The 16,855-nt window shown below is 36.8% G+C and carries 14 protein-coding genes and 1 pseudogene; 11 read left to right on the top strand and 4 right to left on the bottom strand.

The annotated features are described in order from the left end of the window. The first annotated feature begins 59 nt into the window (after positions 1–59). Positions 60–587, top strand: coding sequence for a hypothetical protein (locus FD16_RS03735; protein WP_010621032.1), 528 nt, complete (start codon positions 60–62; stop codon positions 585–587). Between the two features lie 124 nt (positions 588–711). Here FD16_RS03735 and FD16_RS03730 read toward each other — a convergent pair whose 3' ends face one another. Then, positions 712–2,763 carry a BglG family transcription antiterminator gene (locus tag FD16_RS03730; protein WP_010621033.1) on the bottom strand — a complete coding sequence of 684 codons (2,052 nt, stop codon included), beginning with the start codon at positions 2,761–2,763 and terminating at the stop codon, positions 712–714. Between the two features lie 120 nt (positions 2,764–2,883). Here FD16_RS03730 and FD16_RS03725 point away from each other — a divergent pair, with 120 nt between their 5' ends. From FD16_RS03725 to FD16_RS03695, 7 genes are all read left to right on the top strand, one after another. Further along, entirely contained in the window at positions 2,884–3,327 is a 444-nt protein-coding gene (locus FD16_RS03725; RefSeq protein ID WP_010621034.1) for a PTS sugar transporter subunit IIA, read from the top strand. Positions 3,328–3,343: 16 nt separating this feature from the next. Further along, complete coding sequence (locus FD16_RS03720; RefSeq protein ID WP_010621035.1) at positions 3,344–3,640, top strand: PTS sugar transporter subunit IIB; 297 nt, start codon at positions 3,344–3,346, stop codon at positions 3,638–3,640. 34 nt (positions 3,641–3,674) lie between these two features. Beyond that, positions 3,675–5,039, top strand: coding sequence for a PTS ascorbate transporter subunit IIC (locus tag FD16_RS03715; RefSeq protein WP_010621036.1), 1,365 nt, complete (start codon positions 3,675–3,677; stop codon positions 5,037–5,039). 116 nt (positions 5,040–5,155) lie between these two features. After that, positions 5,156–7,162 carry a transketolase gene (gene tkt, locus FD16_RS03710; protein ID WP_010621037.1) on the top strand — a complete coding sequence of 669 codons (2,007 nt, stop codon included), beginning with the start codon at positions 5,156–5,158 and terminating at the stop codon, positions 7,160–7,162. A gap of 31 nt (positions 7,163–7,193) precedes the next feature. Beyond that, on the top strand, positions 7,194–8,921 hold the full coding sequence (gene ptsP, locus FD16_RS03705) for a phosphoenolpyruvate--protein phosphotransferase (RefSeq protein ID WP_010621038.1): 1,728 nt from the start codon (positions 7,194–7,196) through the stop codon (positions 8,919–8,921). Between the two features lie 181 nt (positions 8,922–9,102). Then, the gene (rpiA, locus tag FD16_RS03700) at positions 9,103–9,786 is read left to right on the top strand and encodes a ribose-5-phosphate isomerase RpiA (protein ID WP_010621039.1); all 684 of its coding nucleotides are present in this window, start codon (positions 9,103–9,105) and stop codon (positions 9,784–9,786) included. A gap of 203 nt (positions 9,787–9,989) precedes the next feature. After that, positions 9,990–10,844, top strand: a complete 855-nt coding sequence (locus FD16_RS03695) for a CPBP family intramembrane glutamic endopeptidase (RefSeq protein WP_010621040.1) — start codon at positions 9,990–9,992, stop codon at positions 10,842–10,844. Positions 10,845–10,883: 39 nt separating this feature from the next. Here FD16_RS03695 and FD16_RS03690 read toward each other — a convergent pair whose 3' ends face one another. Continuing rightward, a complete protein-coding gene (locus tag FD16_RS03690) occupies positions 10,884–12,347 on the bottom strand; it encodes an MDR family MFS transporter (RefSeq protein WP_010621041.1) in 1,464 nt (487 codons plus the stop codon). Between the two features lie 178 nt (positions 12,348–12,525). On the opposite strand from FD16_RS03690, the gene FD16_RS03685 reads away from it, so the two are divergent. Next, positions 12,526–12,969, top strand: a complete 444-nt coding sequence (locus tag FD16_RS03685) for a MerR family transcriptional regulator (RefSeq protein ID WP_056938526.1) — start codon at positions 12,526–12,528, stop codon at positions 12,967–12,969. Between the two features lie 52 nt (positions 12,970–13,021). Here FD16_RS03685 and FD16_RS03680 read toward each other — a convergent pair whose 3' ends face one another. Further along, entirely contained in the window at positions 13,022–14,191 is a 1,170-nt protein-coding gene (locus FD16_RS03680) for a DUF2075 domain-containing protein (RefSeq protein WP_010621043.1), read from the bottom strand. A 163-nt stretch (positions 14,192–14,354) separates the two neighbouring features. On the opposite strand from FD16_RS03680, the pseudogene FD16_RS03675 reads away from it, so the two are divergent. Beyond that, positions 14,355–15,431, top strand: a pseudogene (locus FD16_RS03675) (GntR family transcriptional regulator). A 154-nt stretch (positions 15,432–15,585) separates the two neighbouring features. On the opposite strand, the gene FD16_RS03670 reads toward FD16_RS03675, so the two are convergent. Continuing rightward, entirely contained in the window at positions 15,586–16,179 is a 594-nt protein-coding gene (locus FD16_RS03670; RefSeq protein ID WP_010621044.1) for a hypothetical protein, read from the bottom strand. Between the two features lie 284 nt (positions 16,180–16,463). Between FD16_RS03670 and FD16_RS03665 the strand changes: the two genes are divergently transcribed. After that, entirely contained in the window at positions 16,464–16,823 is a 360-nt protein-coding gene (locus FD16_RS03665; RefSeq protein ID WP_010621045.1) for a hypothetical protein, read from the top strand. The last annotated feature ends 32 nt before the right edge of the window (positions 16,824–16,855 follow it).

The raw sequence follows: 16,855 nt of genomic DNA, 5'->3' as shown, positions 1-16,855 counted from the left end.
ATGCCCATTTGTGTTTCTAAATAATAGATTGCATTGGCAAAGAAGATGGGGATGATCTGATGAATAATCAAAACAGTGTCACAAAGTACAAATTGAAGAAGTATCGTGGAATTTTGATGGCGACAGTTGCGGATATACTTGTGCAACATGGGGATGCCTTTGGCGACCATGTAATCGGCAGTCGTGTAAACGATTGTAGCTTGTGTAAACAGTATGTCGAATTGAACGTTGAGATGAATCAGTTAGATCGAACTATCGTTAGGTCCGATGATTCTGAATCAATAGATGACGAAAGGTCGAATCATATATATTTTTACGTGTGTCATAACATTGAAGGCAAGGATTATATTATTCGCGCAAGAAATGTTGGTGAGGTGAAGGGCTTTTTACAAAGTCATCTGCAAAACGGCCTTGCCGTGTACAATAATTCTGTTCATCCGATCAAAGTTAATAAAAAAACGGCATACGGTTTAGTACACATGTATGAAGGGCAGATTGCGAAGAATAAGATTAAATTGTTGAAGGAAAGCAACGATTTTAGGGGAATTCTGTCGCAGCGGGATAGTGTGGATGAGACGATTAGATAAGCAGTGTCTGGATTAGTCTTGGAACGTTAACCAAATTACGTTATCTGATTCCTTAATACTATAAAAAATACGAGATGCGTAGAGTAATAGTCTGCGTGTCTCGTATTTTTAGTTTAAAAGAAAATTAAATGGGTGAAACTAACATGTTAAAGATATCTTCTTCATCAGATGCGGCTTCAATGTTTTTTAGCCATTTTTTATCTTGGATTTTTTGAAAAAGTTCAGATAGTACTTTTAGATGTTTTTTTTGATCGACCGGTGCAAGAGCGATGATCAACTTTATCTCACACGGTTCAAAATTTTGAGGTGATACTTTAATTGGTTTATGAGATACCAGTACTGAAATTCCTAGACGTCTAACTCCGTCTTGAGGGGCTGCATGGGCTAGAAATACGCCATTGCCTAGTAGCATGTATGGTCCTTTAGTCATTGTTAACTCAATAATTCGATCAATGTATTTTTGAGTCACTGAACCAGATCTTTTTAGCTGAGTAAAGGACTCTGCAATTGCATTTTCCCATGGAACAACTTTATTTAGACATGTAATGTTATTCAGGCTTATAACTCTACCTAGTTCAGTTTTATTATTTGAAAGGTTGTTCGAATGCATGTATTTGCTATTATATGCATCCAAATAATTGTTAATTGCGTTAGTAAGGCCATCAACATCTTCAATTCTTGCATAGTCTCCGATGATATCTAGTAAAGTATTTGTATTTACTTTAGGTATGATTTCGTTGTCTCTGTTTTCAGAAAGGACAGAATCTACTTTTCTTAAATCTTCTTTAGTCAACAATGGAGATACACGCAGGGTTGGTATATTTTCCTTAACATTCAATTCAATTGTCGAAATGATTAGTTTAATGTCATCTAATGGACAATTGTTAAATTGAAATACGCTTAGTGGTTCAGAAAACGTTATGTCTGGATACCTAGTTGTCAGCTGATTTTTAAGAAGTACTGAAGTACCTATTCCACTGGGACAAACCAGTAATACATCTGTGTTCCAGTCCTTTCGTCGGTGAATATCTCGTAGTTGACCACCGAAGTAGACGGCTATTAATGATATTTCATCATCATTTAGTGTTTTACCGATATAATCTTCAAAAGGTTTAACGGCATATTTTGAAAAAATAAATAAATCATGATATTTATCAATGAATGATTCCAAATCAGGGTGCTTATACTTAATTCCAAGGGATGATCTATAAAGTGTGCTCAATAGATGAGTGGATAGAGAGACTTCCAAAGAGTAGGAGGACAAATTAGAACCGGATGCAATGTTAAATTTTTCTATAACTTGTTGTGTAACTACATGCATTTCCTTATTTAGTGTATCTGAAGTATTGATACTAGAAAATTGGCTTGTATATAGAATTTGTGCTAAAAATTGAGTTTCATAATTATTGCAAATTTGGTAGTGCTTCAGAAAATTAGATGACCAATTTGTTGAAACAGATTGCAAGTCTTTGTAATTATCTGGAATTGATTTAAGAACGTATTTTTTATTACTTATAAAGTTTACTAACCAGTAGATAAATTCACTGAGAATTAAAATTGCATTATCACTAAAATAATTGCCTGATAATTTTTCTAAATCGTGTAATTTTTTTTGGATGAAATTAAGTTCAGCTTGGTCTGTGCCGATCAAATTATGGATAATTGAATGCGGGTCGTTCAACTGCTCTAATACCCAGGTTCTTGCTGATATTTTAGATCCAGATAGTATCTTTCCTTTTGAGGACTGTTCAACATACAGTTCTCTTTTTTTTAAAACATCATCTACTATTGCAAAATCATTGATGGCAGTGTGGTTGGAAATATTAAATTTCTTCATTGCTTTTGATATTGAAACCTTATCTTTGTTAATCAGATTCCAAATAAGAATTGTTTGACGTTCATTTTTTGAATATGATTTTTGAGTTTTATTCGAATCCTGATTGATTAATAATTCTGATTTTGAATTATCTGTTAAAAAATATCCGAGGTTCTTTACATTATTGATAGGTTCTACATTCTGTTCATCCAAGAAAATATTGATCTTTTTAAATGCGTAAAAAACACTTCTTCTGGATATATGTAATTTTTCTTGTAACTCTTCCACTGTTAGATAGTGGCTAGAATTTAGAAGCTCATTGATGATTTTTTGGCCGTGCTTAATTTGTTCTAATTCCATAATTGATCAGCCTTTCACACATGCAGTGAAGTTATTGCACTTTAGTAGTTAACATTATTGCACTTGTTAGCGTTTTCAACAAGGGTATTATAAATAAGCGAAAGGAGAGGAGGTAGCAAAATGTTAAGTGATTTGTTGACCAGTAGCACTATACAAGTGAGTAGCCTAGATAATCTTACTTGGAAGCAAGCAATTGAAATATCAGCTCAACCATTGATTGACAACGGTTCTATTGAGCCTAGTTACGTTGAATCAATGAAAAAAGTAGTTAATGAAAAAGGACCTTATTTTAACATTGGGCCACATATTGCTCTTTCTCATGCTCGACCAGAAGCAGGAGCCAACAAAATTTCACTTGCACTGTTAAAAACAGATAAGGAAGTGAATTTAGTGAGCAAAGACCATCCTATTCAGCTTTGGTTTGTGTTAGCTGCAACGGACAGTCAGAGCCACTTAAAAGTAATTCAGGAATTAATGGAACTATTGATGGACGAAACTAAAGTTACCAAAATGTGTGAAGCAAAAAACGTTCAAGAGTTACAGAATATTATTAAAACTAATTAAAATGGAGGAATTTATTATGAAATTTTTAGCAGTTTGTCAAAGTGGTTTAGGTAGCAGTTTCATGGTTCAGATGAATATTCAACAGATTTTGAAAGACGAAGGCGTGGAGGAAGATATTCAAGTTGACCACTCTGATGTTGGTAGTACAACTGCAGATTCTGCTGATTACTTTTTTGTTGAGTCAACACTTGCTGCAACTCTAAGTAACTTGCCACAGGATAAGTTGATTTTACTTAAGAGTTTGATTGATAAAGACGAAATTAAACAAGATGTAAACGATATTTTAGATAAAGAAAATATTTCACGTCAGTAATTTTATTCATTTAATAAAACTGGAGGAGAAAGAAATGAAAGATGTCTTAAGTTTTTTCGTTTCCATTGTGACGCAGCCGTCAATTTTAGTTGCTTTGATCGCTCTACTCGGTCTAGTTCTTCAGAAAAAGAAGGCAACTGAAGTTATTCAGGGATCAATTAAAACCTTTACCGGGTTTCTTGTTTTAATTGGTGGATCAACAATTTTACAAGGTGCTTTGGCACCGATGGCAAAGATGTTTAAATTTGCTTTACATGTACAAGGTGTTGTTCCAAGTAATGAAGCGGTTGTTGCTATTGCACTTGTTAAGTACGGATCCTTAACCGCTTTAATTATGTTCGTTGGAATGATTGTTAACATCTTACTTGCTAGGTTTACTAGATTTAAGTACATTTTCTTAACTGGTCAAGCAATGTTGTATGTTTCATGTTTGACAGCCGTCATTCTTGTGTCAGCTCATTTAGGGGATGGATGGGAGACTATTATTTTAGGCGGTATTTTCGAAGGAACGTTGTTAACAGTTACGCCAGCACTATGTCAACCATTTATGCGTAAAATAACTAATGGCGATTCAGTTGCCATGGGTCATACCGGTAATATTGGTTATGCGACAGCTGGTTTAATTGGTAAATTATTTGGTAATCCCAAGAAAACAACTGAAGATATTGAAGTACCAAAGAGTTTGAGTTTCTTACGGGATTCAACAGTTTCAATTACATTATTGATGGCAATTGTTTATATCGCACTTGCTATTGTTACCGGTCCTCATTTCATTGAAACTAAATTGAGTAGTGGCACAAATTATATTATCTACTCATTGGTTGAAGCCGGTACGTTTGCCGCCGGATTCGTTGTTGTTTTACAAGGTGTACGGATGATCTTAGCTGAAATTGTTCCAGCATTCCAAGGCATTGCTCAAAAACTTGTGCCAAATTCGAAACCTGCTTTGGATGTTCCAATCATCTTTCCATATGCGCCTAATGCTGTGTTAATCGGATTCTTTGTTAGTTTTATCGTTGGTACAATTAGTATGTTTATTATGATTGGATTGAAGACAACCGTTATTATTCCTGGTGTAGTTGGGCACTTCTTCTGTGGCGCTGCTGCAGCTATTTATGGGAATGCATATGGTGGTCGTCGGGGAGCTGTTCTTGGTTCAGCATTTAATGGAATTTTGATTAGTTGGTTGCCATTACTGATCTTACCAGTTCTCGGTAATCTCCAAATGGCAGCATCTACATTTGCGGATACCGATTACTTGATTCCAGGTATTTTACTTGGCAACTTGGGTAGCCTTGGTACAGTAGCAATCGTGGTTGGAATTTTGGCATTTCTAGGTGTTGTAATTTTACTAAGCATTTTCCTAAATATACGCGATCGCAATAGTAAAAAAGCTTAGTAATCTAGAGAAAAATTACATTATATTTTGGAGGGAATATAAAAATCAAATCCAAGATTGATGTAATTTTTTAAGTTTTAGGGCTTCACCTGATATTAACGGAGGATTGAGAATTTATGATTAGTACACCAATTAAAACTTCAAAAAAATTTGATCAAAAAGATGAGAATGCGGTTAACGCACTCAGAATGCTGAGTGTTGATATGATTGAAAAGGCTAATTCAGGTCATCCTGGTATTTGCCTGGATGCTGCGCCTATGGCGTATGTGTTGTGGAATTATGTGATGAATATTAACCCTGAACGACCGGACTGGATTAATCGAGATCGGTTTGTTTTATCGGCGGGGCATGGATCAGCATTGCTATATAGCCTAATTCATCTAAGTGGATATGATTTACCAATAAGCGAACTAAAACAATTTAGACAGTTTGGATCGAAAACACCAGGTCATCCAGAATATGGCCATACCATTGGAGTTGATGCTACCACGGGTCCACTAGGACAAGGAATTGGGATGGCTGTTGGAATGGCAATTGCGGAGAGACATTTGGGGGCAGTTTATAATCACGATCATAAAATAATCAATCATTATACCTATGCCATTGTTGGTGATGGAGATTTGATGGAAGGAATCAGTCAAGAGGCAATCAATATTGCAGGTAAAGAAAAGCTCAATAAATTAATTGTTCTCTATGATTCCAATAATGTTACTTTAGATGGCCCACTGAGTAATGAGTCAATTGAGAATGCCCAGTTGCGTTTTGAAGCTGCAGGCTGGGATCATCAGATTGTTAAGGATGGTGAGGACCTAACATCCATTTATGATGCAATCGAGACAGCAAAAACTACCGATAAACCTTCATTGATCGAGATTAAAACTGTCATTGGCTACGGTTCTCCAGACGCCGGTACTAACAAGGTTCATGGTGCAGCACTTGGCGATGTCAATGTTGAAAAAACTAGGAAAGCTTTAAATTATACATTAGCACCGTTCGAAATTGACCAGAACGTGTATGACATGTTTAAAAATAATTTACAATCTCGTGGTAAATCTACGTATGATAGCTGGTTGAATGAATTTAATGAATTCAAAGCCGATGACAAACAAGCCAAATACTTCGCTACTGATCACAATCCAAAATTAGATTTAACAGACGTAGTTGTTAAAGAAAAAATTGGTGACAGTATTGCAACGCGTGTTGCTAATTCTGAGATTATGCAGCAGATTACCGAAAACAATTTAAACTTTTGGGGAGGAGCTGCTGATCTTTCATCGAGTAATAAAACGCAATTATCAGGAAGTGGTCGCTTCTCAATAGCTAATCCACAAAATAGAAATATTTGGTTTGGTGTTCGTGAATTTGGAATGGCAGCCGCGTTAAATGGAATTGCTTTACACGGTGGTACCAGAGTGTTTGGAAGTACTTTTTTTACATTTTCAGACTACATGAAATCTGCAATTAGATCATCAGCGTTGCAAGGTGTGCCCGTCACGTATGTGTTTACTCACGATTCTATTGCGGTGGGTGAAGACGGCCCAACTCATGAACCGATTGAACAATTAGCTGCATTGAGATCAATGCCAAATGTAAATGTTATTAGACCTGCTGATGCTAATGAAGTTTTAGGTGCCTGGCAGAATATCTCTGAGGAAACAAGTAAGCCAAGCGTAATGGTTTTATCACGTCAGAAGTTACCAGTGTTAATTCAAACAAAACCTGAATTGGTTAAAAAAGGTGCCTATGTTGCCTCTCCTGCCAAAACAGGTTTGGCCGATGGAATACTTATAGCAACTGGTTCAGAACTTCAACTTGCTTTAGCTGCGAAGAAAATATTGGCAGACAAATCGTATGATATCTCTGTAGTTTCGATGCCAAGTATGGATTTATTTAAACAACAGTCTGATGAATATAAAGAATCTGTGCTACCTTCAAACGTTACAAGGCGTATTTCTATTGAAATGGAAAGTACATTTGGTTGGGGTGAATTTGTTGGATTAAAGGGTGTGTCACTCGGAGTTGATAAATTTGGTGCTAGTGGTAATGGTGCTAAAGTTCAATCTGAATACGGATTTACACCTGACAAAATTGTGACAATATTCGAAAATCTTTGGAAAAAATAGAATTAAATTATTTGTAGGAAGGTGATTCTAGATGTCAACTAAATTAAAAGGAATTGCCGCAAGCAATGGAATTGCAATTGCCCAAGCATATACTCTGACTGAACCGGATCTATCCTTTGAAAAAAAGAACGTATCTAATTCAGTACAAGAAATCTCTAGATTAAACGTTGCTTTACAACAATCTAAGAATGAGTTAACCACAATAAAAAATAAAGTTGAGGAAACTATGGGGAGCGAAGAGGCCGAAGTATTTGAAGCCCACATAACTATGTTGAGTGACCCTGAATTAATTGGTGCTATTGAAAATGAAATAAATTCTGACAAAGTAAATGCTGAAGAGGCACTTACTAACCAAACCAACCATTTTATTTCTGTTTTTGAATCGATGGATGATAATGATTATATGAAACAACGTGCCGCCGACGTTGCAGATATTCAAAAAAGAGTTATGGGGCATTTACTTGGAGTTGATTTACCAAACGCGGCATTAATTGAATCGACAAGTATTGTAATTGCTAGAGATTTAACTCCCAGTGACACGGCACAATTGAATCGCAAGTACGTTAAAGGATTCATTACAGATGTGGGAGGTCGCACATCGCATTCTGCTATCATGTCTCGGACACTTGAAATTCCAGCTGTAGTTGGTAGCGAAACAGCAACAAGTACGATTAAAACCGGTGATATGGTGATAATCGACGGAATAAATGGCGAAGCAATTGTGAATCCTAGTCAAACGGAGATCGAAAACTATAAGCAGAAACAAATAGATTTTGAAAAACAACGATCACTTTGGAAAAAGTTGAAATCTGAACCAAGTATTAGTGCTGATGGTAAACATTTTACAATTGGTGCGAATATTGGAACCCCCGATGACGTTCGTGCAGTTCAAGATAACGGCGGAGAGGCAGTTGGGTTAATGCGGTCTGAATTTCTTTACATGGATTCATCTGATCTACCAACAGAGGAAGAACAATTTCAAGCATACAAAGAAGTTGTTACGAATATGAATGGTAAACAGGTCGTTATTCGAACCATGGATATCGGTGGTGATAAGCACCTTGATTACTTACCACTCCCGGAGGAAATGAATCCATTTCTTGGATATAGAGCTATTCGAATAAGCTTGGACAAACAGGATATTTTCAGAACTCAATTAAGAGCCTTAATTCGTGCTTCTGAATTTGGTAAATTAGCCATTATGTTTCCAATGATTGCAACGGTTAATGAATTTAAACAAGCCAAAGGAATTTTTGAAGAGGAAAAATCTAAACTAATCGAACAAGGTGTTCCAGTTAGTACAAATATTGAAGTTGGTATGATGATGGAAATTCCAGCAGCGGCGCTGATCGCTGATAAGTTAGCTAAGTACGTTGATTTCTTTAGCATTGGTACTAACGATTTAATTCAGTATACATTTGCAGCTGATCGCGGCAATGAGAGAGTTTCTTATTTATATCAGCCGTATAATCCATCGCTATTAAAATTGATTAAAAATACAATTGATGCCTCTCACAAAGAGGGAAAGTGGACTGGAATGTGTGGTGAAATGGCAGGTGATCAAACTGCAGTACCAATTCTTATTGGCTTGGGGTTAGATGAATTTTCAATGAGTGCAACTTCTATGTTGCAGACTAGGGCTTTAATGCATGATTTGAGTTCAGAAGAATGCAAGAAGTTGGCATCTAGTGCGCTGGAAGCTGAATCGAATGAAGAAGTGATTCATTTGGTTAATGATTTTCAAAAACAAAATAAATAAAAAAATGGCCAACTAGTGATTTATTGCAAGATTACCGTAAGAATCTTCCTTCATGTGAGTAAGTTTAAAAATTGTACACTTGAGTAATCACCACTAATACTATTTGGCCAGCTAAAAGTGTGACATTTGTTACACTTTTTATTTTTAAAAAACAACTGAACGAAAAAAAGAGGATAATAATATGGATCAAAATAAGTTAAAACAATTAGTAGGGCGTGAAGCGGTTAAATATGTTGAAGATGGCATGACAATTGGTTTGGGGAGCGGCACAACTGTGAAGTATATGGTTGACACTTTGGGTGAGAAAAATAAAAAAGAACACTTGAATTTAATGTGTGTTACAACTTCTAAAAAAACCGCTAAGCAAGCTACTAACCTTGGATTAACCGTTAAAGAATTAGACCAGGTTGATGAAATTAATTTAACTATTGATGGTGCTGATGAAGTTGATCACGATTTTAATGGTATTAAAGGTGGGGGAGCAGCGTTACTGTGGGAGAAAATTGTTGCTAAAAATTCCAATCGCAATATTTGGATAGTTGATGAGAATAAAATGGTTAATCATCTTGGTAAATTTCCATTGCCGGTGGAGGTTATTCCGTTTGGCTCAAAACATTTGTTTCGAGAATTACAGAAAATGAGTTTGAATCCACGATTTAGGACTAATGTTGCCAGTGCATTAGTCAAAACAGACTCTGGTAATTATATTATTGATCTCAATATTGGTAATATTACTGATCCAATTAAACTAGCAGAGGACTTAAAGGGGTTGACCGGCGTAGTTGAACATGGACTATTCATTCATATTGTTGACGAAGTGATTGTTGGTACTAATGATGGTGTTAGGATTGTTAATAAAAAATAGAATCTTTGAAGATCAGACAAAGAATATGAAAAAATATGGAATTGATGCCACTGTTAATTCCGTATTTTTTGTATATTGTTAATTCTTCTGTTGCCATTGAAAAGATATTTTATCTTACCTATTCTCGTTAGCCTTTAGTGACAAAATCAGCTGCAGTATAATTTAGGTGAGGTTACTACTTTGAACTTAGGGGATGTTGACCTATGAAACGGTTGATACGCACAACTGCAGATATCTTGACTATTTTGGTGTTCATGGTGTTGTGCATGATGTTTAGTAGCGTTTGGATTAAGTCGTGGAACGTCAATCAAATTGCATTACCGCTACATTACCTGATTGCGCCATTTATTGAGTTGATTTTATTTTTCTGGGGGTTTAGATTCCTCAAAAAACGTGTATTTCATGACCAGTTTACTTCAGTATTTTTTCCACCTAAATTTCGTCTCAGATACTTTGGCTATGCACTTGGTTTGATGGCACTATGTGGTGTTGGCATATTAATTATTGGCGGTGATCTTGTCTATCCTAAGATGGACAATTATTTGTTTGCACAAAATATTGCTACGGACGTTGGCGCAATTCTAATTGCACCACTGATTGAGGAAACTGTTTTTCGGGTCGTAATTTTGACGCAAGTTGCAAAAAGGTACGGGATCACGACTGGAATAGTTATTTCTTCACTGTTGTTTGGTGCAATTCACCTACTTAATGGCGAGCTAAATTTGTCTAGTGCGATTCAACTTGTGGTATCAGGCACACTAATGGGTGTGGTGCTTTCAGTGGTGTATGTTAAAGAAAATTCAGTGTGGGCCGATTACACAGTCCATGCGTTATACAATGGTATTAGCAGTATTATCGCAGTTGGGATTTCCACTACGAACGATTGGCCAATTCAGTACATTTTGAATACTCACAATCAACTCATTACGGGTGGTGAGTATGGGGTTGATTGTAGTTTGGTTAATATTATTGCCTACGTTGTTGTTATTGTTGCGGTGTTGGTGATTGTGAAACGTAATGGTGATACTTTAACAAAAATTTGGCAGATAAATCATTAATATTAAAGAGTAATGAGGCTGAAAAGCCTCTTTTTTGATTTATTCTGCTTTTTCCTGCTTTTTAATCAATGGCAAGAATATGACCGAAAGGACTAAAAGTACCAATCCTGCGATAAAAATTGTATGAATGCTGTTGAATAAAATATTACGCATAGTATCTACTAGTGCCGATGGAATCGTTTTGGCTTTGGAAGCATCTACTAAATCATTCATTAAGGAGGATTTACTGAGTAGGTGTGCTTGAGTTAATCCAGATCTGTTTTGCGTGTTCAAAATTAATCCGAAGATTGACACCATAATTGAAGAACCCAGTGTTTTAACTAACTGGTTAAATGATGTTGCAACGCCAAGCTGGTTTTCTGGCACCGACCGTTGAGTTGCAATTGTACCTAGTACAACCGCACCACCAAGGCCAACGCCGATTACACCAGAGAGAATGAAGATGAATACCCAACTGGTTGAAGGGTAAATAACCAGTAATGATGCGCCGCCAACGATTGTGATCGCCAAAAAAATTAGAAAAATAATTTTTATATTCAAATGCTTCATTAATCGTCCAAGGATGAGAGACCCTACAAACCAAAAGATTGATGCGGGTGCAAGACTTAGACCACCAATTGTTGCACTTAGTCCATAGACACCTTGCAACCACATTGGGACGTAAACGTTAACTCCAATGAAAAAGCCACTTAGCAATAGAGTGATGATGTTAGCACCGACAAACATTCTGTTTTTGAATAGGTTCATCGAAATAATAGGATCATTAACTCTGTTTTCCGTAAGAACAAACGCAATTCCTGCAATAATTGTGACAACCAGTGTGATGACAACATTTATAGTCAGCCCTTGATCGCCAAATAGTTGCAATGCGATTAACAACATCATCAACGTCAGCATTAATAATACAGTGCCCAAATAATCCACTTTAATACTGGGATGATCATACCCTTCTTCGTGAAGTGAGGTCCAAATGATTAAAATAATGGCAAGTCCGAACGGCACGTTAAGAAAGAAAATCCAGTGCCAGCCAATGGTATCTACAATGACACCACCGATTAATGGGCCAAAGACGCTGGCAATTCCCCAGGCAGTGGTGTTTAATCCCATGATGGTGGCTCTTTTTTCTGGCGCGTATAGATCAGCAATTAAGGTATATGAAATTGGTTGTAGGGCGCCAGCGCCGATACCTTGAATAAAGCGACAAATAATTAACATAATCATGCTGTTGGCAAAACCGCATAAAGTTGATCCAATAATAAACAAAGCAGCGCCAAACATAAATAGTGGTTTACGGCCGATCGAATCTGCTAGTTTGCCGTAGACTGGTGTAAACATGGCTGTAGCCAGTAGGTAGATCGCAAAAACCCATTCCATTAAGTTAATTCCATGAAGTGAACCAATAATAGTTGGCATGGCCGTCGTAACAATAGTGCCTTCTATGGCGGTCATAAAGGTGGCGATAAAAGTCGTAGAAGTCACCAATGCGACGTTTGTTTTTTCCATGTTGATACCCTCTTCAAAAAAAGTTTTTAGAACATCATGATGATTCGAGACTGAATAATACGCTTAAAAAAATCAATTGTCAACTAAACATGACAATGATGTAGAGTAAACACGACAATTATGTATAATAGACTTTACATTTTAAACGTGATACCATGATTGAAAAGAGGATATTAAAATGGATAATTTAACTGAAGAATTACAAAAAGTGAAAGAAATTTTATTGAATCGTAATGCGATTTTAGTAAGTATGACTGATATTTCCAAGATTACTGGTGTATCGGCTCGTCAACTGCGTTATTGGGAGCAGAAAGGCTATATTGAGTCTGTGCACGACCAAAGTGAAAATCGGAAATATAACATCACAGCGATGGTTAAAATTGGAATGATCAAGAACTTTATTGATGAAGGTTTTACAGTGGCTAAAGCGTCTGAAAAGGCTCAAGAGGCTGACCAGATTACTACGGCATTGCATCGAGTCGACTCTGAAAAGTTCAATCAAGCATCTGTAAATGATACTGGATTGGAATTTGATTTAGGTTCAGTAGCTGGTTTGGATGAGGGAAAAAAGTTGTTTTTGAATGTGCCAACGGATAAAGATAGCTTTTTTGAGATTAGATAAAAAAATGAGTGATACCCAGTTAATTCTAGGTATCACTCATTTTTTTACAGTATTATTTACCAGTCTCATAAAGCTCAACCAGTCGAGCACGTAAATCATCGTCAAATGCTGTCAAATACAAACCATACTTGCCACGTTTCATCAGTACATTCAAAACGTTGGCGATAAATTGTTTATATTCATCACGAGTAAATTTGATGTCCTTGCGTTTCTTGAAGACTTCCTTATGAGAATATTTTTCGGGGATGATGGTCATGGTGTCGGTCTTCTTGTCGTAGCCAAATGAGGGGCCAATGATCATTCCTACATAATTTAAATCAAATCCTTGCAACGTATATATGGTGCCAACTTGGGTAATTGAACCTTCACGTTTGGCCCAGTGAGTTCGTTGAGGATCCCATTCGTCCCAAGGCAGGCTGAAGGTATCCATTTCGACATTATGCCGGCCATCAATTCGTGGGAAACCGGAAGTGGCGACCACACGGCTCATGCCGACTTCCTTATTCCGTTTTTTGATGTTTTCAAATAATTCGCCAGCGGTATCAAATACCTGAAATTTAAAATCACTGTTGTCAGGGAAAGCCTTCATTGGTTTTTCCGCCGTCAAATCATCCATCCAGGCGACTTGTTCATCACTGGCTACCATTCGATACTGAAAATTCATATCAAAGGTCTTGTATGGACGGTTGCCGATCGTTTTGAAGAGTAAGTCCTTGTCCCAATACATCTTGGATTGGAAAACTTGATCAAAATCGTACACAACCACGACAACTTTAGCTAGGTTCATTAGGTCAGTTAGTTGATTTTGACCACGGTAGTGCGCATATGGTTCCGACTTTGAATATAGCAGGTGTGCTTCATCAACGAAGATAACATCGTACTTCTTATTGTTTTTTTGCGCGTAGTTAATCAAAGAAGTGGGGCGGCGAATCGCATTGACGTGCATGTTTGGAATTGACTCAGCCAAATCTTGGTAAGCCTTATACAATTCGGGATGGTTAACTACTAATGAGGTTCTGTAATGTTTGTCAGTCATGTATTGGCGCACCAGCTCCATCAAAACAACTGATTTACCGGTTCCGGCAGCCCCTTGAATGATGGCCACAGAGTGCTGATCGCTGCTCAATCCTTGCTTAATATAAGCATTAATGTCAGTAATGACGGCCTTTTGATCATCGGAAAGATCGTCAACAAAAAATTGTTCCTTTAAAATTTCGTTCATTTGATAGCTCCTAATATGTTAGTCCGTTTCGCGATAGTTATTTTAGCATAGTTGATACTAACTATGCCATGTTGTGCGTTATGATTACGCTTACAATTACCTGGTGCTAAAATAACAGATCTGTTATATAGTCTAGTTAGGTTAACTCGTGAGGTGAAATACATTGGCAAGTAAATACGAAACGGTCAAACAGGGCTTAAAAACCACAATTATTGCTGGTAATACAGGGGATAAGTTGCCAACAGAATCAGAACTAATGGCACAGTATCAAGTCAGCCGGTACACGATTCGTCGAGCAGTTGGCGAACTAGAAAATGAGCGCTACATCTACCGCATTCAAGGTGGTGGAATGTATATTAATGATTGGCAAACTGGTAGTGTCCGCAAGACTAAGAACAAGATGATTGGCGTAATTATCACCCACATTGCGGATTATATTTTCCCCAGTATTATCAGTGGAATTGATCATGTTATTTCTGATAATGGCTACTCAATGATTTTGAGTAACACGCATAATGAACATGAAAAAGAGCGACAGAGTTTGATTAATATGCTGGAAAACAACGTGGCTGCACTAATTGTCGAACCAACTCAGAGTGCATTACCTAATCCTAACGTTGATATTTACGAAAAGATCAAGGCGTCTGGCATTCCAGTCGTTTTCATTGATGCACATTACAATGATTTTGATTTTCCATACGTGGAAACTGAAGATTTGGATGCAGAACAATAGTTGACGGAGTATCTTTTTTCCCTAGGACACGAAAAGGTGTTAGGAATTTTTCAAATTGATGATTTACAAGGGGTACACCGAATGGACGGATTCATTCAGGCTTACCGTAAGCATCCTAAAATTTCGTATTTAAGCGAAATGCTGATGTATCAATCTAGTGATAAAATGGCTAATATTTTTGATCGAGTTTCAGAAATATTTCGGCGCAACGATCGGCCGACAGCAGTTACGTGTTATAACGATCAATTAGCGATTCAAATTATTGATGTGATCAAATCACTGGATTTACGGGTGCCCGAAGATGTTTCAATTGTCGGTTTTGATGATTACCAGTTTAGTAAGGATATTCAGCCGAGCCTGACAACCATTGTGCACCCTAAAGGCCAGATGGGCATTGACGCTAGTACTTTATTAATGAAAATGATTAATCATGAGCCGGTGAAATCAATTATTTATCCACTGAAACTAAAAGTTCGAGATTCCGCCATTTGCAACACAAAGAGATAGTGCGAAAAAAACTTTGTTTCCATAACATAAGGCTCCTAAGGTCAAAATCAATTTTGATTTTGACCTTAGGAGCCTTATGTGACCGGTGATTTCATGTTTAGGTTAGGTAAATTGAAGTACTAGATTAGTGTTTGATGGATAGTTTCAACCTGGATTAATCTTTATCTACTCCAAGGATTTCTTCAAGAGCCTGCAACCGATTAAATCCATTGTGCCAGATTTTTTGCCATTCCTCGTCCGCAAAATCAAACGCATTAGCTTCAATATGTTGAATGGTTTCATTTGAAAACTGGGTATTGTTCAGGTCCATGTACTCATTCACAACATGCTTGGTCATTTGCACAAGGCCGAATTGATAACCCGTACTGAATGCTTCGAGAACTGGTTCGTAGCCCATTGGTGCATGGCCGTCATCGGATAATTGATCGTCCGAATGGTTCAGTGCGTTATCTTGGTCGAAGTCGATAACTTCTTTCATGTCACTAATAAATTGGTCATAAAATAACTCATTATAGTATTGAATGTCCTTATCGACATATTCGTGAGCAATATTTCTAGCCTGTTGAATTTGCGTTTTGGTTAGGTAATCGGCTCCTGTAATAATCTTCATGAACGAACGGTAGACGCGGACTTCACCGTATGACATGCCAAGCTCAAGTTGATATTTCAGTTTTTTTGGCCATTGATCGAACTGATCGACTGGATAATATGTGTCCAATGCCGAATTCAAAAATTTAATTGTTTTCATGTTCATTATCCTTTTAATTTCTTTAACTGTAATTCATTATAGCCTGTAGTACGTATTTCGATAATAACAACGCTAAAATTTTTTCTAAAGAAATTGTAAAGGCATACGTAAAACTGTGTAAACACGATGGGTTGGTGTTGTGGATAGTTCAGCGATAAAATAGGTGGTATAAGAAATTTTATGATAGCGGTTGTAAGACGGTAAAATGCTGGTGAATTTGTTTACCGGTCTTAACCGTATAAATCAGGTAAAAATTGAATTTAAAAATAAGGGTGGTATGAATTATGGAATGGGGACCAATATCCGAATGGGTAGCAGCAATCTCAGAATTTTTAGCAGTTTGTGTGGCTTTGTTTTTACCTTACTACAATGAACGCCGTGAGCAGAAACGTAAGTTAAGAAATTTACGGATTACTATCAAACGAATGGGCGAACAAGCGATTGAAGGCGATAGAATATCATCGAAAACTTTGGATTTAGTTTTAATGATTTCATTTTTAAACACCTCGAGCTCAGAAAATGAAGATTTAATCATGGCTGGCAGAAAAATAATTGATTTAATCAAACATTTACCAGAGGATCATCAAGATTCAACTTATGCAACTCAAGTTGAACAAATCAAAGCATTAATGAATGAGTTGTAAAAGATGGGTTCTACAATATTTGGTACTGATAG

This window comes from Paucilactobacillus suebicus DSM 5007 = KCTC 3549, from assembly GCF_001434475.1.
GTDB classification, from domain to species: domain Bacteria; phylum Bacillota; class Bacilli; order Lactobacillales; family Lactobacillaceae; genus Paucilactobacillus; species Paucilactobacillus suebicus.
This window is presented reverse-complemented; position numbering and strand designations above follow the sequence as displayed.